This window comes from Streptomyces sp. MnatMP-M17 (assembly GCF_900091995.1).
GTDB lineage: Bacteria > Actinomycetota > Actinomycetes > Streptomycetales > Streptomycetaceae > Streptomyces.
The window spans coordinates 1-21,028 of sequence record NZ_FMDK01000603.1 but is presented as its reverse complement, the minus strand read 5'-3'; the positions used below and the strand labels follow the sequence as shown (position 1 = coordinate 21,028).

The following is a 21,028-nucleotide window of genomic DNA, read 5'->3' as shown; positions in this document are numbered from 1 at the left end:
CCGGAGGGCGGCCACCCGTACGGATGGCCGCCCTCCGGTCCGCTCACGCCTCAGCGATCTACGGATTGCCGATTGTGCGGATCACTGGTTGTACGGACCGTAGTCGTAGTCCTCCAGCGGGACGGCCTGGCCGGAGCCGGTGCCGAACGGCGAGTAGTCGATGTCGTCGTAGCCGACGGCCGAGTACATCGCGGCCTTGGCCTCCTCGGTCGGCTCGACCCGGATGTTGCGGTAACGGGACAGACCCGTACCGGCCGGGATGAGCTTACCGATGATGACGTTCTCCTTGAGGCCGATCAGGGAGTCCGACTTGGCGTTGATCGCCGCGTCGGTGAGGACCCTGGTCGTCTCCTGGAAGGACGCCGCCGACAGCCACGACTCGGTGGCCAGCGAGGCCTTGGTGATACCCATGAGCTGCGGACGGCCGGAGGCCGGGTGGCCGCCTTCCGTGACCACACGGCGGTTCTCGGTCTCGAACTTCGACCGCTCCACCAGCTCGCCGGGCAGCAGCTCCGCGTCGCCGGACTCGATGATCGTCACACGGCGCAGCATCTGCCGGATAATGATCTCGATGTGCTTGTCGTGGATCGACACACCCTGCGAGTTGTAGACCTTCTGGACCTCGCCGACCAGGTGGACCTGGACCGCGCGCTGACCGAGGATCCGCAGCACGTCGTGCGGGTTGGTGGCACCCACGGTGAGCTTCTGGCCCACCTCGACGTGGTCGCCCTCCTCCACCAGCAGCCGGGCGCGCTTCGAGATCGGGAACGCCGTCTCGTCGCTGCCGTCGTCCGGGGTGACGACCAGCTTCTTGGTCTTCTCCGTCTCCTCGATACGGACGCGGCCTGCCGCCTCCGAGATCGGGGCGACACCCTTGGGCGTACGGGCCTCGAAGAGCTCGACGACTCGGGGCAGACCCTGGGTGATGTCGTCACCGGCCACACCACCGGTGTGGAAGGTACGCATCGTGAGCTGGGTACCGGGCTCACCGATGGACTGGGCGGCGATGATGCCGACCGCCTCACCGATGTCGACCAGCTTGCCGGTGGCCAGCGAGCGTCCGTAGCAGAAGGCACAGGTGCCGACCGCGGACTCGCAGGTCAGGACCGAGCGGGTCTTGACCTCCTCGACTCCGGCGTTCACCAGCGCGTCGATCAGGACATCGCCCAGGTCGACATTGGCCGGCGCGATGACCTTGCCGTCGATGACGACGTCCTCGGCGAGCATCCGCGCGTACACGGAGGTCTCGACGTCCTCCGTCTTGTGGAGCACACCGTCGGCGCCCTTGACCGCGATCTTCAGCTTGAGGCCGCGGTCGGTGCCGCAGTCCTCCTCGCGGATGATCACGTCCTGCGAGACATCCACCAGACGACGGGTCAGATAACCCGAGTCGGCGGTACGCAGGGCGGTGTCGGCCAGACCCTTACGGGCACCGTGCGTGGAGATGAAGTACTCCAGCACGGACAGGCCCTCACGGAAGGACGCCTTGATGGGACGCGGAATCGTCTCGTTCTTGGCGTTCGACACCAGACCACGCATACCGGCGATCTGACGCATCTGCATCATGTTTCCGCGCGCGCCCGAGTTCACCATCATGAAGATGGGGTTGGTCTTCGGGAAGTTCGCGTTCATCGCCTCGGCGACCTCGTTGGTCGCCTTGGTCCAGATCGTGATCAGTTCCTGCGTGCGCTCCTGCTTGGTGATCAGACCGCGCTCGTACTGCTTCTGGACCTTCTCGTCCTGTGCCTCGTAGCCCTGGACGATCTCCTTCTTCGCCTCGGGCACGACCACGTCGGAGATGGCCACGGTGACACCGGAACGGGTCGCCCAGTAGAAGCCCGCCGCCTTCAGGTTGTCGAGCGTCGCCGCCACGATGACCTTGGGGTAGCGCTCGGCCAGATCGTTGACGATCTCGGAGAGCTGCTTCTTGCCCACCGAGTAGTCGACGAACGGGTAGTCCTCGGGCAGCAGCTCGTTGAAGAGCGCGCGGCCCAGCGTCGTACGCAGCCGGAAGGTGTCGCCCTGCTGGTACTCCTGGACCTCGCCGTCCTCGACCGCCGGCGGCGTCCAGCCGCGCGGCGGGATGGTGCCCACCGGGAAGCGGATGTCGACCTTCGCCTGGAGCGACAGCTCCCGGTTGTCGAACGCCATGGTCGCCTCGGCGGTGGAGCCGAAGGACCGGCCCACGCCCTTGACCTCGCGCTCCTCCTCGTCCGTGGTGAGGAAGAAGAGACCGAGCACCATGTCCTGGGTCGGCATGGTGACCGGACGGCCGTCGGCCGGCTTGAGGATGTTGTTCGAGGACAGCATCAGGATGCGGGCCTCGGCCTGCGCCTCCGCGGAGAGCGGCAGGTGGACGGCCATCTGGTCACCGTCGAAGTCCGCGTTGAACGCGGTGCAGACGAGCGGGTGGATCTGGATGGCCTTGCCCTCGACGAGCTGCGGCTCGAAGGCCTGGATACCGAGACGGTGCAGGGTCGGCGCACGGTTCAGCAGCACCGGGTGCTCGGCGATGACCTCTTCGAGCACGTCGTACACGACCGTACGGCCGCGCTCCACCATGCGCTTGGCCGACTTGATGTTCTGCGCGTGGTTGAGATCCACCAGGCGCTTCATCACGAACGGCTTGAAGAGCTCCAGCGCCATGGCCTTCGGCAGGCCGCACTGGTGCAGCTTGAGCTGCGGGCCGACGACGATCACGGAACGGGCCGAGTAGTCGACGCGCTTGCCGAGCAGGTTCTGACGGAAACGGCCCTGCTTGCCCTTGAGCATGTCGCTCAGGGACTTCAGCGGGCGGTTGCCGGGGCCGGTCACCGGACGGCCGCGGCGGCCGTTGTCGAACAGCGCGTCGACGGCCTCCTGGAGCATCCGCTTCTCGTTGTTCACGATGATCTCGGGAGCGCCGAGGTCGAGGAGACGCTTGAGGCGGTTGTTCCGGTTGATCACACGGCGGTACAGGTCGTTCAGGTCGGAGGTCGCGAAGCGGCCACCGTCGAGCTGCACCATCGGACGCAGGTCCGGCGGGATCACCGGGACGCAGTCCAGCACCATGCCCTTGGGGCTGTTGCTGGTCTGGAGGAACGCGGAGACGACCTTGAGGCGCTTGAGCGCACGGGTCTTCTTCTGGCCCTTGCCGGTACGGATGATCTCGCGGAGGCGCTCGGCCTCCTCGTCCAGATCGAAGGACTCGAGCCGCTTCTGAAGCGCGGCGGCGCCCATCGAACCGTCGAAGTACGTGCCGAAGCGGTCACGCAGCTCGCGGTAGAGCAGCTCGTCGCCCTCCAGGTCCTGGACCTTGAGGTTCTTGAAGCGGTTCCACACCTCGTCGAGACGGTCGATCTCGCGCTGGGCGCGGTCACGGAGCTGCTTCATCTCACGCTCGGCGCCCTCGCGCACCTTGCGGCGCACATCGGCCTTGGCGCCCTCGGCCTCCAGCTCGGCCAGGTCGGTCTCGAGCTTCTTGGCGCGGGCTTCGAGGTCGGCGTCGCGGCGGTTCTCGACCTGCTGGCGCTCGACGGAGACATGCGCCTCCAGCGAGGGCAGATCGCGCGTACGGCGCTCCTCGTCCACGAACGTGATCATGTACGCGGCGAAGTAGATGACCTTTTCCAGGTCCTTCGGCGCGAGGTCGAGCAGATATCCGAGGCGCGACGGGACGCCCTTGAAGTACCAGATGTGGGTGACGGGCGCGGCCAGCTCAATGTGGCCCATCCGCTCACGGCGCACCTTGGCGCGCGTGACCTCCACGCCACAGCGCTCACAGATGATGCCCTTGAAGCGGACACGCTTGTACTTGCCGCAGTAGCACTCCCAGTCCCGGGTGGGGCCGAAGATCTTCTCGCAGAAGAGTCCGTCCTTCTCGGGCTTGAGCGTGCGGTAGTTGATGGTCTCCGGCTTCTTCACTTCGCCGTGGGACCAGGTCCGGATGTCGTCCGCGGTGGCGAGGCCGATCCGCAGCTCGTCGAAGAAGTTGACGTCGAGCACTTGTCGTCAATCCCTCTTTCGGGGGTTCGAGCCCCCTCGCGTCAGCGAGAAATATGGGGCACTTCAGCAATGGTCTGAACGGGTCCGGGGAGAGCCGGCCGGATACGGGATCCGGCCGGCCAACCCGTCAGACCTCTTCGACGCTGCTCGGCTCGCGCCGGGACAGGTCGATACCGAGCTCCTCCGCCGCGCGGAAGACGTCCTCGTCCGTGTCGCGCATCTCGATGGACATACCGTCCGAGGACAGCACCTCCACATTGAGGCAGAGCGACTGCATTTCCTTGATGAGCACCTTGAAGGACTCGGGAATGCCGGGCTCGGGGATGTTCTCGCCCTTGACGATGGCCTCGTAGACCTTCACGCGGCCGGTCACGTCGTCGGACTTGATCGTCAGCAGCTCCTGGAGGGCGTACGCGGCGCCATAAGCCTCCAGCGCCCACACCTCCATCTCACCGAAGCGCTGACCGCCGAACTGGGCCTTACCACCCAGCGGCTGCTGGGTGATCATCGAGTACGGGCCGGTCGAACGCGCGTGCAGCTTGTCGTCGACCAGATGGTGGAGCTTGAGGATGTACATGTACCCGATCGAGATCGGGTCCGGGAACGGCTCACCGGAGCGGCCGTCGAACAGATGCGCCTTGCCGGACGGCTGCACCATCCGGTTGCCGTCGCGGTTGGGGATCGTGGCCTCGAAGAGACCGGAGATCTCGTCCTCGCGCGCGCCGTCGAAGACCGGGGTGGCGACATTGGTGCCCGGGGCGACCTCGTCCGCGCCGATGGCCTTGAGCCGCTCCATCCACTCGTCGCTGCCCTCGACCTTCCAGCCCTGGCTGGCGAGCCAGCCGAGATGGATCTCCAGGACCTGTCCCGGGTTCATCCGGGACGGGACGCCCAGCGGGTTGAGGATGATGTCGACCGGAGTGCCGTCCTCCAGGAACGGCATGTCCTCGATCGGCAGGATCTTCGAGATGACGCCCTTGTTGCCATGGCGTCCGGCGAGCTTGTCACCGTCGGTGATCTTGCGCTTCTGCGCGACGTACACGCGGACGAGCTGGTTCACGCCCGGCGGCAGCTCGTCGCCCTCCTCGCGGTCGAAGACCCGTACGCCGATGACCTTGCCGGTCTCGCCGTGCGGCACCTTCAGCGAGGTGTCACGGACCTCACGGGCCTTCTCACCGAAGATCGCGCGGAGCAGACGCTCCTCCGGGGTCAGCTCCGTCTCGCCCTTGGGCGTGACCTTGCCGACCAGGATGTCCCCGGCGACGACCTCGGCACCGATACGGATGATGCCGCGCTCGTCGAGGTCCGCGAGGACCTCCTCGGAGACATTCGGGATGTCCCGGGTGATCTCCTCGGGGCCGAGCTTGGTGTCACGGGCGTCGACCTCGTGCTCCTCGATGTGGATCGAGGAGAGGACGTCGTCCTGGACCAGCCGCTGGCTGAGGATGATCGCGTCTTCGTAGTTGTGGCCCTCCCACGGCATGAACGCCACGAGGAGGTTCTTGCCGAGCGCCATCTCGCCGAGCTGGGTGGCCGGACCGTCCGCCAGCACCTGGTTCTCGACAACCCGGTCGCCCTCGTTGACGACGACCTTCTGGTTGACCGAGGTGCCCTGGTTGGAGCGGGAGAACTTGGCGATGCGGTACGTGGTGTACGTGCCGTCGTCATTGGCGACGGTGATGTAGTCCGCGGAGACCTCCTGGACCACACCCGCCTTCTCCGCCTTGATCACATCGCCGGCGTCGACGGCGCAGCGGTACTCCATGCCGGTGCCGACGAGCGGCGCCTCGGAGGTGATCAGAGGCACGGCCTGACGCATCATGTTCGCGCCCATGAGGGCACGGTTGGCGTCGTCGTGCTCCAGGAACGGGATCATGGCGGTCGCGACCGACACCATCTGGCGCGGCGAGACATCCATGTAGTCGACGTCCGTGCCGGGCACATAGTCGACCTCACCGCCACGGCGGCGGACCAGAACGCGGGGCTCGGTGAAGCGGAGATCGTCGGAGAGGAGCGCGTTCGCCTGGGCGATGACGAACCTGTCCTCCTCGTCGGCGGTCAGATAGTCGACCTCGTCGGTGACCTGGCCGTCGGTGACCTTGCGGTACGGAGTCTCGACAAAACCGAACGCGTTGACCCGGCCGTACGAGGCGAGCGAGCCGATCAGACCGATGTTCGGGCCTTCGGGCGTCTCGATCGGGCACATGCGGCCGTAGTGCGACGGGTGCACGTCACGGACCTCGAAGCCGGCCCGCTCACGGGAGAGACCACCCGGGCCAAGAGCCGACAGACGGCGCTTGTGGGTGAGACCCGACAGCGGGTTGTTCTGGTCCATGAACTGCGACAGCTGGCTGGTGCCGAAGAACTCCTTGATGGAGGCGACGACCGGCCGGATGTTGATCAGCGTCTGCGGCGTGATCGCCTCGACGTCCTGGGTCGTCATGCGCTCACGCACGACGCGCTCCATCCTCGCCAGACCCGTACGGACCTGGTTCTGGATGAGCTCGCCGACATTGCGCAGACGGCGGTTGCCGAAGTGGTCGATGTCGTCGGTCTCGACGACGATCGTGGTGCCGTTCTCGCCGACCGTCTCGGTCTCGCCGGCGTGCAGCTTGACCAGGTACTTGATGGTCGCGATGACATCGTCGGTGGTGAGCACGCCGGCGTCCAGCGGCTCGTCCGCGCCGAGCTTCTTGTTCACCTTGTACCGGCCGACCTTGGCGAGGTCGTACCGCTTGGGGTTGAAGTAGAGGTTCTCCAGCAGCGTCTGAGCGGCCTCACGCGTCGGGGGCTCGCCCGGGCGCAGCTTGCGGTAGATGTCGAGCAGCGCGTCGTCCTGGCCCTGGGTGTGGTCCTTCTCCAGGGTGGCGCGCATGGACTCGTACTCGCCGAACTCCTCCAGGATCTGCTCGGTCGTCCAGCCGAGAGCCTTGAGGAGGACGGTCACGGACTGCTTGCGCTTGCGGTCGATACGGACACCGACCATGTCGCGCTTGTCGATCTCCATCTCCAGCCAGGCACCCCGGGACGGGATGATCTTGGCGGAGTAGATGTCCTTGTCGGACGTCTTGTCGATCGAGGAGTCGAAGTAGACACCCGGCGAGCGGACGAGCTGGGACACCACGACACGCTCGGTGCCGTTGATGACGAAGGTGCCCTTGTTGGTCATGAGCGGGAAGTCGCCCATGAAGACCGTCTGGGACTTGATCTCGCCGGTCTCGTTGTTGGTGAACTCGGCCGTGACGAAGAGCGGGGCGGCGAACGTGAAGTCGCGCTCCTTGCACTCGTCGATCGAGTTCTTGGAGGGCTCGAAGCGGTGGTCGCGGAAGGTCAGCGACATCGACCCGGAGAAGTCCTCGATCGGAGAGATCTCCTCGAAGATCTCCTCCAGACCGGACTTCCTGGGGACGTCCTGCCCGTTCTCGAGAGCCGCCTCGACACGAGCCTTCCAAGCGGCATTGCCGAGCAGCCAGTCAAAGCTCTCGGTCTGCAGCGCAAGGAGGTTCGGAACCTCGAGGGGCTCCTTGATCTTTGCAAAGGAGATGCGCAGCGGGGCGGTGCTGGCGCCGTTGTTCGTATTCGCGGTCGAGGCGTTGCGCGAGGCGGCCAAGAGGGGGTCCTTCCGAGGGCTCGGACTCACTACGCGCGTACCGGTCCCAAGCTGGCACGGAGAGAGAAAGCCCAGTTCAGGGCCTTTCAACCACCGATGCTCATACGAGGGGGTGCCCCTGGTGACGGGCAGGGAGCAGCTAACAGGCAGCGCAAAGGGTCAGTGTAGCCACTTGGCACACTGATGTCCAGAGCGGGTTTTCCGACACCCTCGTTGTTCTCAACACCCTTGTCTCAACTGCGGCAAGCCTTCGCGCCGTAGGCGCACATCGATACTGCCCTCTTCGCCGTCGATCCATGCCTCGGATCCGGATCGATTGTGCCGACTGCGCCGACGCGTTCCTGAGAATTGCGCGCTGCGTGCGGTTCGTCAAGGCCCCCCACCCCCTGCGGAGCGTGACTGGGCGTACGGAAGCACGGCGATGATCACGATACTCGTCGCGAACGGAAGAGCAAGGCAGCCCCCACGGGAACGCGGAAGGGCGACCACCCGACCGGGTGATCGCCCTGCGCGTCAACATCGCGCCTCAGGGGCGCCGAGACTGCCTCCGTACGCCCTGGGGGCGGGCGGTGGCGGACTCGTATGGGGTCACTTGACCTCGACGGAGGCGCCGGCGCCCTTGAGGGACTCGGCGGCCTTCTCGGCGGCCTCCTTGGCGACCTTCTCCAGAACGGCCTTCGGAGCGCCGTCCACGAGGTCCTTGGCCTCCTTCAGACCCAGGGAGGTCAGCTCACGCACGACCTTGATGACCTGGATCTTCTTCTCGCCCGCACCGGTGAGGATGACGTCGAACTCGTCCTGCTCCTCGACGGCCTCGGCCGGGGCACCGGGGACACCGGCGACCGGGGCGGCGACCGCGGCGGCGGCGGTGACGTCGAACTTCTCCTCGAACGCCTTCACGAACTCGGAGAGCTCGATGAGGGTCATCTCCTCGAACTGCGCGAGCAGGTCTTCCTGGCTGAGCTTCGCCATGATGGCGGTCCTTCCACTAATTCGGCTGGTGCCGTATGTACAGTTCCGCGGGCGTACCGGCCCGCTGTGACCGAGCGAGCGTGATTACTCGGACTCGGCCTCGACGGGAGCCGGCGTACCGGCACCGCCCTGCTCTTCCCTCTTGACGCGAAGCGCTTCCGCCGTGCGGACGAACTTCGACGGAAGGGCCTGGAAGAGCGAGGCAGCCTGCGACTGCTTGCCCTTCATGGCACCTGCCAGCTTGGAGAGCAGAACCTCGCGGGACTCGAGGTCCGCGAGCTTCTTGATCTCATCGGCGCTGAGCGCCTTACCATCGAGGACGCCGCCCTTGATGATGAGATTCGGGTTGTCCTTGGCGAAGTCACGAAGACCCTTCGCCGACTCCACCGGGTCACCGGTGACGAAGGCAACCGCCGTCGGACCCGAGAACAGGTCGTCCAGCGTGTTGATCCCGGCCTCGTTGGCCGCGATCTTGGTCAGCGTGTTCTTCACCACGGCGTACTGGGCGTTCCCACCGAGAGAACGGCGCAGCTCCTTGAGCTGCGCCACGGTGAGACCCCGGTACTCGGTCAGCACGGCGGCGTTCGAGCTGCGGAACTTGTCCGTCAGCTCGGCCACCGCGGCAGCCTTGTCGGGCCTTGCCATGAGCGTCGGCCTCCTTCCGGGTGATGAGGACCGCTCAGAAGGGGCTGGGCAAAACGAAACGCCCCGGCGCAGGCGCACGGGGCGTAGCTCGACCGAATGGAATCCGGGAGCTGTCCACAGTCACCTGCGCAGGTCGTCCGCAGCTAGCGGATCCTTCGGCCGCCGCACCCTCTTACGAGCACACGGCAACGACCAGCGGTCTTTGGCTTCTCAGGAACAGTACGTGAAGGGCGACGGGCCAGGCAAATCGGGGCGCACGACCGTCAGCCGGCCTGGGCGTCCGCCATCATCTCCGCGAGGTCAAGGGTCTCGGAGGCCGGCGGAGCCTTGATCGTCACGGGCTTGTTGAAGTCCACGAAGGTGATCGTCATGTCGAGCGGGCCCTTCTTGGACTCGCCGCGGGTGCGGAACTGCTTGGTGTGGTCCTCGCCGTCGATCCACATGTCCATCGTCAGCTTGTCGACGCCCATGTCCTTGTACGCCTTGAGAGTCTTCTCGCTCTTCTCCTTGGCCTTCGCGTCGTTCCCCAGCGCCGCGGTCATCTGCTCCAGGGTGAGCGTGCCGGTGTAGTGCGTCGTGCTGACGCCGTCGACGGTCTCCTCGCCGACCTTCTTCAGATCCTTGGCCGCGGTGAGCGTGCCGGACTCCGCGGCCGGGTTCTTGTCCACCTGGCTGGAGAGACCGCCCAGCGGGTTCTCCCCGCCCTTGGAGAGGGCCTCCATGGGGAACTTGATCCAGCTCTTGCCGTCCATCTCCGCCGCGGCTTCCTTGCCGCCGTTCATATACATGCCGTCGGAGGTGATCCGGATCTCGAACTCCTCCTGCTTGCCTTCCACCTCGCCGCGCATCTTCATCTGGACGGCTATCGGCTTCATGCTCATCGAGGCCTCGCCCTCGATGGTGCCCTCACCGGGAACGCTGCCCTTCATCGTGTAGCTGACCGAGGTGAACTTCTCGTTGTTGGCGGCGGCCTTCTGCACGGCGGCGACCGGGGACATCTCCACGGTCTTCGCCGGGGCCTTACCGCCGTCGGTCTTGCTCTCCGCGGCGGGCTTGCCGCTCTCCGCCGAGCAGGCGGCCGTGCCACAGAGCAGCGCGCCCGCGAGCACGGTCGCCGCGATGGTCCGATAAGTCGTCTTCATGGATTCCCCCCACGAATAGGCAAAAGATCTTCCAGGCCTGGCGAACTCTACCGTCCGCCTCTGACAGCGCCCGCTGAATAAACCCGCTGAACCCGCTGAGCACAGAGGCCGGTCCCCGCGCCTCCGGAGAGGTGCGGGGACCGGCCCTTCGTACATGCGCTACGTGCCGTACGCGTGGCCCGCGGCTGCCGTCACTGTCAGACGGAAGCCGGGTCCTCCTCCACGAGGAGGTTGCGGGTGCGGTTGGCGTCCAGCGGGATGCCGGGGCCCATCGTCGTCGTCAGGGTCGCCTTCCTGATGTAGCGGCCCTTCGCGGCGGACGGCTTCAGGCGGAGGATCTCATCCAGCGCCGCGGCGTAGTTCTCCACCAGCTTCGTCTCGTCGAAGGAGACCTTGCCGATGATGAAGTGCAGGTTCGAGTGCTTGTCGACACGGAACTCGATCTTGCCGCCCTTGATGTCGTTGACAGCCTTGGTGACATCCGGGGTGACCGTGCCGGTCTTCGGGTTCGGCATCAGACCACGCGGGCCGAGGACACGGCCGAGACGGCCGACCTTGCCCATGAGGTCCGGGGTGGCGACGACGGCGTCGAAGTCCAGCCGGCCCTTCGAGACCTCGTCGATCAGTTCGTCGGCGCCGACGATGTCGGCGCCCGCGGCACGCGCGGCCTCGGCACGGTCACCGGTCGCGAAGACCAGGACCCGGGCGGTCTTGCCGGTGCCGTGCGGAAGGTTCACGGTGCCACGGACCATCTGGTCGGCCTTGCGCGGGTCGACGCCCAGACGCATGGCCACCTCGACGGTGCCGTCGAACTTGCTGGTGGTGGTGTCCTTGGCGAGACGGACGGCCTCGAGCGGGGCGTAGCTGCGCTCCCGGTCGATCTTGGCGTCCGCGCTGCGAAGAGCCTTGCTGCGCTTCACTTCTTCTCCTGGTGGTTCGTACAGATGTGGAGTTCGTGGTCCGGGCCGCGCATGGCCCTGCCACTGGGGCTTGCCCGGCTGGATCAGCCCTCGACCGTGATGCCCATGGAACGGGCGGTGCCGGCGATGATCTTCTCGGCGGCGTCCAGGTCGTTGGCGTTCAGGTCGGGCATCTTGGTCGTGGCGATGTCACGCACCTGGTCGCGGGTGAGCTTCGCGACCTTCTTGACGTGCGGCTCGCCGGAGCCCTTGTCCACACCAGCGGCCTTGAGGATCAGCTTGGCGGCCGGCGGAGTCTTGGTGATGAAGGTGAAGGAGCGGTCCTCGTAGACCGTGATCTCCACCGGCACGACCATGCCACGCTGCGACTCGGTCGCGGCGTTGTAGGCCTTGCAGAACTCCATGATGTTGACGCCGTGCTGGCCCAGTGCGGGGCCGACCGGCGGAGCCGGGTTGGCCGCACCGGCACTGATCTGGAGCTTGATAAGCCCCGTGACCTTCTTCTTCTTGGGAGGCATGTGCTCTCTCCGGGTCCTAGTGAGAGTTTTCAGCCGACCGTCCGGTCATCCGGATGGAGGCATACCGCACAACGATAACGGGTATAGGTGCGCGGCCAAAAACCGACAGGTCAGACATCTGTGGGAGCCTGTCTGACCTGGTCGGAAGCTGTTGTTCCGGAGTGTTCGTTCCGGAGCGTCTCGCTCAGTTCTTCTGGATCTGGTCGAAGCTCAGCTCGACCGGAGTCTCCCGGCCGAAGATCTCGACCAGGCCCTTGACCTTCTTCGAGTCGGCGTTGATCTCGTTGATGGTCGCCTGGAGCGTGGCGAACGGGCCGTCGGTGACGGTGACCGAGTCGCCGACCTCGAAGTCCAGCACCTGGACCTCGACCTTGCGGGCCGGAACCGGCTTGCCCTCGGCCTCGGCGGCCTCACGGGCGGCCTTCTCCTCGGCCTCCGGCGCGAGCATCTTGACGATCTCGTCCAGCGTCAGCGGATACGGGTCGTAGGCGTTGCCCACGAAGCCGGTGACGCCCGGAGTGTTGCGGACGACGCCCCAGGACTCGTTCGTCAGATCCATCCGCACCAGGACATAGCCCGGGAGCTTGTTCTGGCGGACGTTCTTGCGCTCGCCGTTCTTGATCTGGACGATCTCTTCCTCGGGGACCTCGGCCTGGTAGATGAAGTCCTCGACGTTCAGCGAGACGGCACGCTGCTCCAGGTTGGCCTTCACGCGCTTCTCGTAGCCCGCGTAGGTGTGGATGACGTACCACTCGCCGGGCAGACCGCGGAGCTCCTCGCGGAGCGCGGCGATCGGGTCGGCGGCGACATCGGCCGGGGCCTCGCCCTCGGTGTCCTCGTCGTCGCCCTCGTCGTCACCGGACTCGCCGTGCGCGTCCTCGGCGGAGTCGTCGTCCGCCTCGGTCTCGTCGTCCTCGATGTGGAGGGCAGCCTCTTCGGCCGGCTCGCCCGCGGCGATATCAGCGGCTTCGGCCTGGTCTGGCTCGACAGCGTCCGCCGCCTCGACGATGCCGGTTTCGTCCTCTCGGGACTCCTCCGACTCGCTGGCGTCGTTCAGTTTCGGGTCAGACACGGTGGCTGCTTCTTCCTGGCTCAATGGGTGGAACACGCGAAAGGAGCGCCGCGCCGGGCGCCCTTCGCGGGATCAGCCGAAGACGTACTTGATCGCATTCTGGAAGCCGTAGTCAATCACGGTCACCAGACCGATCATGATGACAACGAAGACAATCACCACTGTGGTGTACGTCGTCAGCTGATTGCGAGTCGGCCAGACGACCTTGCGCAGCTCGGCGACGATCTGACGGTAGAAGAGCGCGAGACGGCCCAGAGGACCCTTCTTGCCGCGCTTGCCACCCTTACGGGGCTTCTTCGACTCAGCGGACTCATCGTCGGCATCAGGCTTGTCGATGGAGCCCACGGCGTCCGTCACGCTCTCTCACCTGATTCCCGGTCGTGGCCGTGCCGCGCCCGGGGGAGCCGCACGGCGGTGCATTGAATGTACGTACATGTGCACACAGCCTGGCGGAGGCTTGTGTAGCAGGGCCGGAGGGACTTGAACCCCCAACCGCTGGTTTTGGAGACCAGTGCTCTACCAATTGAGCTACGACCCTTTGTGTCTTCCTCAACCTACCGCATCCGACCGGGTGCACGGAGTGCCTGGTACGGACCTGTCTGCCGAGGCCCAACGACGAGTGAGTGTACGTGGTCGTGGCGCCCGCGTCGAACAGCTTGTGCCGTAACGATTCCCGGCCGGGCCGTTCGCGGAGCCGTCCTCCTCCTGTTCGCCCGACGTTCGCTGGACGAAACCTGTGTGCCAGGGAGGTTTCGGGTCTGGGACCATGGCCCTATGAGCGCTGCAATCCCACCCACCGAGCGCCGGGTCTCCGCCCGCGTCGGCGCGATCTCCGAGTCCGCGACCCTCGCCGTGGACGCCAAGGCCAAGGCACTGAAGGCCGCCGGGCGTCCGGTGATCGGCTTCGGCGCCGGCGAGCCCGACTTCCCGACGCCCGGCTATATCGTCGAGGCGGCCGTCGAGGCCTGCCGCACTCCCAAGTACCACCGCTACACGCCGGCCGGCGGGCTCCCCGAGCTGAAGGCCGCCATCGTCGCCAAGACGCTGCGTGACTCCGGCTACGCGATCGAGGCCTCCCAGGTCCTGGTGACCAACGGCGGCAAGCAGGCGATCTACGAGGCGTTCGCGGCCATACTGGACCCCGGTGACGAGGTCATCGTCCCGGCTCCGTACTGGACCACCTATCCCGAGTCGATCCGGCTGGCCGGCGGTGTCCCGGTAGAGGTCGTGGCCGACGAGACCACCGGCTACCGCGTCTCCGTCGAGCAGTTGGAGGCGGCCCGTACCGAGCGTACGAAGGTCGTGCTCTTCGTCTCACCGTCCAACCCGACGGGCGCCGTCTACAGCGCCGCCGACACCGAGGCCATCGGCCGCTGGGCCGTCGAGCACGGGCTGTGGGTGCTGACGGACGAGATCTATGAGCACCTTGTGTATGGCGACGCCCCATTCACCTCGCTGCCCGCCGCCGTACCGGAGCTGCGCGACAAGTGCATCGTCGTCAACGGTGTGGCGAAGACCTATGCGATGACCGGCTGGCGTGTGGGCTGGCTCATCGGTCCCAAGGACGTCGTCAAGGCCGCGACCAATCTCCAGTCGCACGCCACGTCCAATGTGTCCAATGTCGCGCAGGCCGCCGCGATCGCCGCCGTCTCCGGTGATCTCACGGCCGTCGCCGAGATGGGTGCCGCCTTCGACCGGCGCCGCCGGACCATCGTGCGGATGCTGAACGAGATCGACGGTGTGCTCTGCCCTGAGCCGGAGGGCGCCTTCTATGTGTATCCCTCGGTCAAGGCCCTCCTGGGCAAGGAGATCCGGGGCAGCCGGCCGCGGACCACGGTCGAGCTGGCCGCGCTGATCCTGGAGGAGGTCGAGGTCGCGGTAGTGCCCGGCGAGGCTTTCGGCACGCCCGGATATCTGCGGCTGTCGTACGCGCTCGGCGACGAGGACCTGGTGGAGGGCATCGCCCGGATCCAGAAGCTGCTGGCCGAGGCGCAGGACTGACGCTCTCCGCGGCCTTGCCGCACGAAAACGCATGAATTGCACGCATGAACCGCATGAACCGCATGAAAAAACGGGCTCCCGGTGATGGCCGGGAGCTCGTTTTTACGTTCGGGCAAGATCTCGATCGGGGAAAGGGGCTGCCGGTCGGCCCTCACGTGCGGCAGGATCCTGGAATGGAGAGCACCACCCGCCCCCGCGACCTCAGCCTGCTGCCCAAGGCGCATCTGCATCTGCACTTCACCGGTTCGATGCGGCCCACGACGCTGCTCGAACTCGCCGACAAGTACGGCGTCCATCTCCCCGACGCGCTGACCAGCGGCGAACCGCCCAGACTGCGCGCCACCGACGAGCGCGGCTGGTTCCGCTTCCAGCGGCTCTACGACATCGCCCGGTCCTGTCTGCGCGCGCCGGAGGACATCCAGCGGCTGGTGCGCGAGACCGCCGAGGAGGACGTACGGGACGGCTCGGGCTGGCTGGAGATACAGGTCGATCCCACCTCGTACGCACCGCTGCTCGGCGGACTGATCCCGGCGCTGGAGATCATCCTGGACGCCGTGGACGCCGCCGCCAGGGAGACCGGTCTCGGGATGCGGGTGCTGGTCGCGGCGAACCGGATGAAGCATCCGCTGGAGGCCAGGACTCTGGCCCGGCTCGCCGTGCGGTACGCGGACCGTGGCGTCGTCGGCTTCGGGCTCTCCAACGACGAGCGCCGCGGGATGGCCAGGGACTTCGACCGCGCCTTCGCGATCGCCAGGGAGGGCGGACTGCTGGCCGCGCCGCACGGCGGCGAGCTCACTGGGCCCGCGTCCGTACGGGACTGTCTGGACGATCTGCGCGCCGCCAGGATCGGGCACGGCGTCCGGGCCGCCGAGGATCCCAAGCTGCTGCGCAGGCTCGCGGACCGGGGTGTGACCTGCGAGGTCTGTCCGTCCTCCAATGTGGCGCTGGGCGTCTACGAGAAGCCGGAGGATGTGCCGCTGCGGACGCTGTTCGAGGCGGGCGTGCCGATGGCGCTCGGCGCGGACGATCCGCTGCTGTTCGGTTCACGGCTGGCGGCGCAGTACGAACTGGCCCGCGCGCACCACGGTTTCAGCGACGCGGAACTGGCCGAGCTGGCGCGTCAGTCGGTACAGGGCTCGGCGGCGCCGCCGGACGTACGGGAGAAGCTGCTGTCGGGGATCGACGCATGGCTGGCGGACGGCGTGTCCTAGAGGCTGACGTCCTAGAGGCTGACGCCGACCGTCACGGGCTCGTTCACCAGCGTGATCCCGAAGGCCTCGTGGACTCCGGCGACCACCTCGCGGGCGAGCGCGAGCAGATCCTCGGTGGTCGCCGCGCCTCGGTTGGTGAGGGCCAGGGTGTGCTTGCCGGAGATACGGGCCGGGCCCGTGCCGTATCCCTTGGTGAACCCGGCCTTGTCGATCAGCCAGGCCGCGGAGGTCTTCGTCAGGCCCTCGCCCGCGGGGAACGCGGGCGGTGTCACATCGGCGCCGAGGCGGGCCCGTACGCGGCCCACGAACTCGGCGTGTTCCCGCTCGGTGAGGACCGGGTTGGTGAAGAAGGAGCCCGCCGACCAGGTGTCGTGGTCCTCGGGATCCAGCACCATGCCCTTGCCCGCCCGCAGTTTGAGGACGGTGTCCCGGGCGACGGCGGCGGGCACGCGGTCGCCGGGCTCGACGCCGAGCGCGCGGGCCGTCTCGGCGTACTTGAGCGGGGCCGAGAGCCCGCCCGCGTCCTCCAGCGCGAAGCGGACCCGTAGGACGACATGCCGCTCGGGATGCTCCTTGAAGCGGCTGTGGCGGTACGAGAAGGCGCATTCGGCGTTGGTCAGCGTGACGGTCTCGCGGGCGGCGCGGTCGTAGGCGACGACCTCGGTGATGGTGCTGGACACCTCCTGGCCGTACGCGCCGACGTTCTGGATGGGTGTGGCGCCGGCCGATCCGGGGATACCGGCAAGGCATTCGATGCCCGCCAGGCCCGCGGCGACGGTACGGGCGACGGCGTCGCTCCAGACCTCGCCCGCGGCCAGCTCCAGCGCGGTGCCGTCGAGCGTGAAGCCCTGGGTCGCGATCCGCAGGGCCGTGCCCTCGAAGCCCTGGTCGCCGATGACCAGATTGCTGCCGCCGCCGATGATCAGGAGCGGCGTGCCGGCCTCGTCCGCCTCGCGTACGACGGCGGTGACCTCGTCGTCGGTGGTGGCCGTGACGAGCCGGGCGGCCGGGCCGCCGAGCCGGAAGGTGGTCAGAGGAGCGAGAGGCGCGTTGTGGAGTTCCTGCACGGGGACAAGAGTACGGGCCGTCACCGTCCGGAGATCGGACGGTGACGGCCCGGAGTCGGGCGATACAGGACCGGGCGGCCCGGAGTCGGGCGGCCCGGAGTCGGGCGGCACAGGGCCGGGCGTGTGCAAGATCAGACGGCCGCCCGTTCACGCAGGTCCTTGTCGTCCGTGTCTCCCACCTCGCCGGCGGCTGCGGCGTTTTCGCCGGTCGGAGCGGTCCGCCCGGCGCGCCGCCCAGGGATCATCAGCGCGGTCAGCGCCGCGAGCGCCACCGCTCCGGCGCCGATCCAGAGCGCGGGGACGGTGCCGTCGACGAAGGAGTCGCCGGACTCGTAACCGCCCTGCGCGGCGAAGACCGCGCCGAGGATCGCGACTCCGAGCGCTCCGCCGACCTCGCGCAGGGCGTTGTTGGCGCCGGAGGCGATGCCCTGTTCCGCCGGGCGGACGCTGGACATGACCAGGCTGGCGGCCGGCGCGAAGTACAGACCCATACCGATACCACTGATGATCAGAGCGGGAAGCTGGGCCGCGTACGACACGCCCGGTTCGATGACCAGCGCGAACCAGCCGAGCCCGATGGCCTGGAGGGCCAGTCCGACGGCGACGACGGGACGGCCGCCGATGCGGTCGGAGACCAGTCCGGAGATCGGCGCGACGAGCAGAGGCATCGCCGTCCATGGAAGCATCCGCAGACCGGCCTCCGTGGGCGAGTAGCCGAGGACGCCCTGGAGGAACTGGCTGAGCAGGAAGATCGAGCCGAACATGCCCAGGAACATCAGCAGGCTCGCCGCGTTGATGCCGGTGAAGGCACGGCTTCTGAAGAGGCGCATGGGCAGCATCGCGTCCGGGCGGCGCACTCCATGGCGTACGAAGGCCACCAGCAGCGCGGTCCCCGCGAACAGGCCCAGCAGGACGGAGGTGCTGGTCCAGCCGTCGGTGTTGGCGTTGACCAGGGCGTAGACGATGCCGAAGAGGCCGCCGCTGATCAGTACGGTGCCCGGAACGTCGAGCCGGGCGCCCGGCCCGTACGACTCCTTCAGACGCAGCCGGGCGAGCGGCAGCAGGGCCAGGCCTATCGGGACGTTCAGCCAGAAGATCCAGTCCCAGGAGAAGTGCTCGGTGAGGCTTCCGCCGACGAGCGGACCGCTGGCGACGGCGAGGCCGGTGATCGCGCCGAAGATACCGAGGGCCGCTCCTCGGCGTTCCGCCGGGACGGCGGCGGTGAGCAGGGTGAGGGCGAGGGGCATCATGATCGCCGCGCCGACGCCCTGGACGGCGCGCGCCGCGATCAGCGCGTCGATGCCGGGCGCGAGGGCCGCGGCGGCGGAGGCGCCGGTGAAGACCGTGAGGCCGGTGAGGAAGAGCCTGCGGCGGCCGAACCGGTCGCCGAGGGCCGCTCCGAACATCAGGAGAACGGCGAAGGTGAGCGTGTAGGCGTTCACCGTCCACTCCAGATCCCCCAGCGCGCCGCCGAGGTCCTCACGGATGGACGGCAGCGCGGTCGTGACGACGAGGTTGTCCAGGGCCGCCATGAAGCTCGCGGCACCGGTGATGACCAGGGCCCAGGCGGCGGAGCCTCGGGCTGCTGACGGAGTCATCGTTCTCCCTTTCAGGTTAGTAATTGATGACTAACTTTCTTGGACAGAAAAGTCGGACTTGGGCAGAAAAGTCGAACAGAAGAGGGCGTTCGCACGCGCCGGAAGGCGCTCGCGCGCCCACGCGGCTCAGCCGTCGGCCGGCCGCGCGGAATCGTAGAAACCGGACCAGACGCGGTCCTCGGGCGGAAAGCCCAGGGAGACCAGGGTGTTGATCAGCATTCCGTAGGCGAGGAAGGTCGTGGTCTCGTTGATGTCCGCGCCGAGCGCGAGGTGGGCCGTGTCCCAGAGCCTCAGCCAGCCGGCCCGTACGGAGTCGCCGAAGGCGTGGTCGCCCGCGGCCTCCGCGGACGCCACCGCGACATACATCTGCATCTGCATATGCAGCTTTTCCGGATCTTCGGCGATGAGCTTCTGGTACGCGCCGGCCATGGCATGGAGGGCCTCCTCGCCCTTCAGCCCTTCGGACGCCACCTCGAAGACTCGGATGGTGTCCGCGAGACAGCGCTGGGACGCGGCGAGGAAGATGGCTTCCTTGTTCGGGAAGAGCCGGAAGAGATACGGCTGCGACACGCCCACACGGCGGGCGATCACCTCCGTGGAGGTGCCGTTGTAGCCGCTGCGGGCGAACTCCGTGATCGCCGCGCGGATGACGCTCTCGCGCCGCTCATCTGCGCTCATCCTGACCATACGAGAAAGTTATTGGCCACTCACTAACTTTGTCAACCGGGAGTCGGGGTGGCGAACCCGGGGACGCAAGAGACGGAGCGTAAGGGGCACCCGCCATAGCGAGCACCCCTTACAGCGCGGAGAGAAGGATCGCGCGGATCTGGCCAGACGGATCAGGCCAGGCGGACAACGGCGCGGGACATCCCCAGCACCTTCTGTCCCGCGCTCATGGCCGTCAGATCGACCCGGACGCGGCTGTCGTCCAGCTTGGCCGCGACCTTGCCGCTGACCTCGACCAGCGCGCCCATGTCGTCGTTGGGCACCACGACGGGCTTGGTGAAGCGGACGCCGTACTCGACCACGGCCCCAGGGTCGCCGACCCAGTCGGTCACCACCCGGATCGCCTCGGCCATGGTGAACATGCCGTGCGCGATGACATCCGGCAGTCCGACCTCCTTGGCGAACTTCTCGTTCCAGTGGATCGGATTGAAGTCCCCGGACGCACCCGCGTACCGCACCAGCGTCGCCCGCGTGACGGGAAAGCTCTGTGCGGGCAGCTCCGTACCCACCTCGACCTCGTCGTAACCGATCTTCGCCGTCATCGGCCTCACGCCTCCTCGGCGGCGCGCGCCACCAGCTTCGTCCACGCGGTCACGACATGTTCGCCGGCCTCGTCATACACCTCGCCGCGTACGTCGATGATGTCGTTCCCGGCGAGCGACTTGATCGTCTCGATGGTGGAGGTGACCGTCAACCGGTCCCCCGCCCGTACGGGACGGGAGTACGCGAACTTCTGGTCGCCGTGCACCACTCTGCTGTAGTCCAGACCGAGCTGCGGATCGGCGATGACATCCCCCGCGGCCTTGAAGGTGATCGCGAACACAAACGTCGGTGGGGCGATCAGGTCGCTGTAGCCGAGCGCCTTGGCGGCCTCGGGATCGGTGTACACCGGATTGGGGTCGCGCACCGCCTCGGCGAACTCGCGGATCTTCTCCCGGCCGACCTCGTACGGCTCGGTGGGCGGATAGCTCCGCCCCACGAAGGACTGATCGAGCGCCATGGACTCGCTCCCTCCTGATGGATGTGACCACTACATAACGGCACGGGGCCGCTACAGACGAACAGGGCCGCCACAAACGACACGAGGCCGTCCCCCAGTGGGGACGGCCTCGCATACGAGCCTGATTCAGCGCGTTTCGCGGTGCGCGGTGTGCGAGTTGCAGCGCGGGCAGTGCTTCTTCATCTCAAGACGGTCCGGGTTGTTGCGCCGGTTCTTCTTGGTGATGTAGTTCCGCTCCTTGCACTCCACGCAGGCCAGCGTGATCTTCGGGCGGACGTCGGTGGCAGCCACGTGAGTGCTCCTTGGACGGACAACGGATGAAAAGATGAACGCAGAAAAGAGTAGCCGATCGAAGGACCGACCCCGCAATCGGCTACTTTGTGTAGCGGTGACCGGACTTGAACCGGTGACACAGCGATTATGAGCCGCTTGCTCTACCGACTGAGCTACACCGCTTCGATGTTGGATCTCCTCGCCCGGAGGCGAGGATCACCGAACATCTGAGCCCCAATACGGAATCGAACCGTAGACCTTCTCCTTACCATGGAGACGCTCTACCGAC

At 67.0% G+C, this 21,028-nt stretch carries 17 protein-coding genes and 2 tRNA genes; 2 read left to right on the top strand and 17 right to left on the bottom strand.

All coding sequences use genetic code 11. The features are described from left to right. Positions 1–81: 81 nt before the first annotated feature. The 10 genes from GA0115259_RS25680 to GA0115259_RS25630 all read right to left on the bottom strand — a co-directional run bounded on the left by GA0115259_RS25680 (position 82) and on the right by GA0115259_RS25630 (position 13,401). Positions 82–3,984 carry a DNA-directed RNA polymerase subunit beta' gene (locus GA0115259_RS25680; RefSeq protein ID WP_093601415.1) on the bottom strand — a complete coding sequence of 1,301 codons (3,903 nt, stop codon included), beginning with the start codon at positions 3,982–3,984 and terminating at the stop codon, positions 82–84. A gap of 127 nt (positions 3,985–4,111) precedes the next feature. Beyond that, on the bottom strand, positions 4,112–7,594 hold the full coding sequence (gene rpoB / locus GA0115259_RS25675) for a DNA-directed RNA polymerase subunit beta (protein ID WP_093601413.1): 3,483 nt from the start codon (positions 7,592–7,594) through the stop codon (positions 4,112–4,114). A gap of 588 nt (positions 7,595–8,182) precedes the next feature. Then, on the bottom strand, positions 8,183–8,566 hold the full coding sequence (gene rplL / locus GA0115259_RS25665) for a 50S ribosomal protein L7/L12 (protein ID WP_093601410.1): 384 nt from the start codon (positions 8,564–8,566) through the stop codon (positions 8,183–8,185). 84 nt (positions 8,567–8,650) lie between these two features. Further along, a complete protein-coding gene (gene rplJ, locus GA0115259_RS25660) occupies positions 8,651–9,211 on the bottom strand; it encodes a 50S ribosomal protein L10 (RefSeq protein WP_066942718.1) in 561 nt (186 codons plus the stop codon). A gap of 263 nt (positions 9,212–9,474) precedes the next feature. Then, entirely contained in the window at positions 9,475–10,353 is an 879-nt protein-coding gene (locus GA0115259_RS25655; RefSeq protein WP_093601408.1) for an SCO4651 family lipoprotein, read from the bottom strand. A gap of 197 nt (positions 10,354–10,550) precedes the next feature. Beyond that, on the bottom strand, positions 10,551–11,273 hold the full coding sequence (gene rplA / locus GA0115259_RS25650) for a 50S ribosomal protein L1 (RefSeq protein ID WP_093601406.1): 723 nt from the start codon (positions 11,271–11,273) through the stop codon (positions 10,551–10,553). A gap of 83 nt (positions 11,274–11,356) precedes the next feature. Beyond that, the gene (gene rplK, locus GA0115259_RS25645) at positions 11,357–11,791 is read right to left on the bottom strand and encodes a 50S ribosomal protein L11 (protein WP_023539372.1); all 435 of its coding nucleotides are present in this window, start codon (positions 11,789–11,791) and stop codon (positions 11,357–11,359) included. Positions 11,792–11,975: 184 nt separating this feature from the next. Further along, positions 11,976–12,863 (bottom strand): transcription termination/antitermination protein NusG, encoded by an 888-nt coding sequence (gene nusG, locus GA0115259_RS25640; RefSeq protein WP_093601404.1) that lies wholly within the window; start codon positions 12,861–12,863, stop codon positions 11,976–11,978. 72 nt (positions 12,864–12,935) lie between these two features. Further along, the gene (gene secE, locus GA0115259_RS25635; protein WP_066942727.1) at positions 12,936–13,220 is read right to left on the bottom strand and encodes a preprotein translocase subunit SecE; all 285 of its coding nucleotides are present in this window, start codon (positions 13,218–13,220) and stop codon (positions 12,936–12,938) included. Between the two features lie 108 nt (positions 13,221–13,328). Beyond that, positions 13,329–13,401 (bottom strand) — tRNA-Trp (locus GA0115259_RS25630). Between the two features lie 236 nt (positions 13,402–13,637). Between GA0115259_RS25630 and GA0115259_RS25625 the strand changes: the two genes are divergently transcribed. Then, positions 13,638–14,864, top strand: coding sequence for a pyridoxal phosphate-dependent aminotransferase (locus tag GA0115259_RS25625; protein WP_093601402.1), 1,227 nt, complete (start codon positions 13,638–13,640; stop codon positions 14,862–14,864). 173 nt (positions 14,865–15,037) lie between these two features. Further along, positions 15,038–16,075 carry an adenosine deaminase gene (locus tag GA0115259_RS25620; protein ID WP_093601400.1) on the top strand — a complete coding sequence of 346 codons (1,038 nt, stop codon included), beginning with the start codon at positions 15,038–15,040 and terminating at the stop codon, positions 16,073–16,075. A gap of 11 nt (positions 16,076–16,086) precedes the next feature. Here the strand turns inward: GA0115259_RS25620 and GA0115259_RS25615 are convergent, their stop codons facing one another. The 7 genes from GA0115259_RS25615 to GA0115259_RS25585 form a co-directional block, all read right to left on the bottom strand. Further along, the gene (locus tag GA0115259_RS25615) at positions 16,087–17,166 is read right to left on the bottom strand and encodes a UDP-N-acetylmuramate dehydrogenase (RefSeq protein ID WP_093601419.1); all 1,080 of its coding nucleotides are present in this window, start codon (positions 17,164–17,166) and stop codon (positions 16,087–16,089) included. Between the two features lie 107 nt (positions 17,167–17,273). After that, positions 17,274–18,740: a DHA2 family efflux MFS transporter permease subunit gene (locus tag GA0115259_RS25610; protein ID WP_093601398.1), complete on the bottom strand. Its 1,467-nt coding sequence runs from the start codon at positions 18,738–18,740 to the stop codon at positions 17,274–17,276. Between the two features lie 126 nt (positions 18,741–18,866). Then, positions 18,867–19,427, bottom strand: coding sequence for a TetR/AcrR family transcriptional regulator (locus GA0115259_RS25605; RefSeq protein WP_176732651.1), 561 nt, complete (start codon positions 19,425–19,427; stop codon positions 18,867–18,869). 152 nt (positions 19,428–19,579) lie between these two features. After that, positions 19,580–20,008: a MaoC family dehydratase gene (locus tag GA0115259_RS25600; RefSeq protein ID WP_093601396.1), complete on the bottom strand. Its 429-nt coding sequence runs from the start codon at positions 20,006–20,008 to the stop codon at positions 19,580–19,582. 5 nt (positions 20,009–20,013) lie between these two features. Continuing rightward, entirely contained in the window at positions 20,014–20,466 is a 453-nt protein-coding gene (locus GA0115259_RS25595) for a MaoC family dehydratase N-terminal domain-containing protein (protein WP_093601394.1), read from the bottom strand. A gap of 126 nt (positions 20,467–20,592) precedes the next feature. After that, a complete protein-coding gene (gene rpmG, locus GA0115259_RS25590; RefSeq protein ID WP_003956487.1) occupies positions 20,593–20,757 on the bottom strand; it encodes a 50S ribosomal protein L33 in 165 nt (54 codons plus the stop codon). A 92-nt stretch (positions 20,758–20,849) separates the two neighbouring features. Continuing rightward, positions 20,850–20,922 (bottom strand) — tRNA-Met (locus GA0115259_RS25585). Positions 20,923–21,028: the final 106 nt, after the last annotated feature.

Excerpts from the sequence above, each read along its gene's own strand:
- GA0115259_RS25625 (WP_093601402.1), top strand. The coding sequence starts at position 13,638 with ATGAGCGCTGCAATCCCACCCACCGAGCGCCGGGTCTCCGCCCGCGTC.
- GA0115259_RS25600 (WP_093601396.1), bottom strand. The coding sequence starts at position 20,008 with ATGACGGCGAAGATCGGTTACGACGAGGTCGAGGTGGGTACGGAGCTG.
- rplL (WP_093601410.1), bottom strand. The coding sequence starts at position 8,566 with ATGGCGAAGCTCAGCCAGGAAGACCTGCTCGCGCAGTTCGAGGAGATG.
- GA0115259_RS25620 (WP_093601400.1), top strand. The coding sequence starts at position 15,038 with ATGGAGAGCACCACCCGCCCCCGCGACCTCAGCCTGCTGCCCAAGGCG.
- GA0115259_RS25605 (WP_176732651.1), bottom strand. The coding sequence starts at position 19,427 with ATGGTCAGGATGAGCGCAGATGAGCGGCGCGAGAGCGTCATCCGCGCG.
- GA0115259_RS25655 (WP_093601408.1), bottom strand. The coding sequence starts at position 10,353 with ATGAAGACGACTTATCGGACCATCGCGGCGACCGTGCTCGCGGGCGCG.
- rplJ (WP_066942718.1), bottom strand. The coding sequence starts at position 9,211 with ATGGCAAGGCCCGACAAGGCTGCCGCGGTGGCCGAGCTGACGGACAAG.
- GA0115259_RS25610 (WP_093601398.1), bottom strand. The coding sequence starts at position 18,740 with ATGACTCCGTCAGCAGCCCGAGGCTCCGCCGCCTGGGCCCTGGTCATC.
- rplK (WP_023539372.1), bottom strand. The coding sequence starts at position 11,791 with ATGCCTCCCAAGAAGAAGAAGGTCACGGGGCTTATCAAGCTCCAGATC.
- GA0115259_RS25595 (WP_093601394.1), bottom strand. The coding sequence starts at position 20,466 with ATGGCGCTCGATCAGTCCTTCGTGGGGCGGAGCTATCCGCCCACCGAG.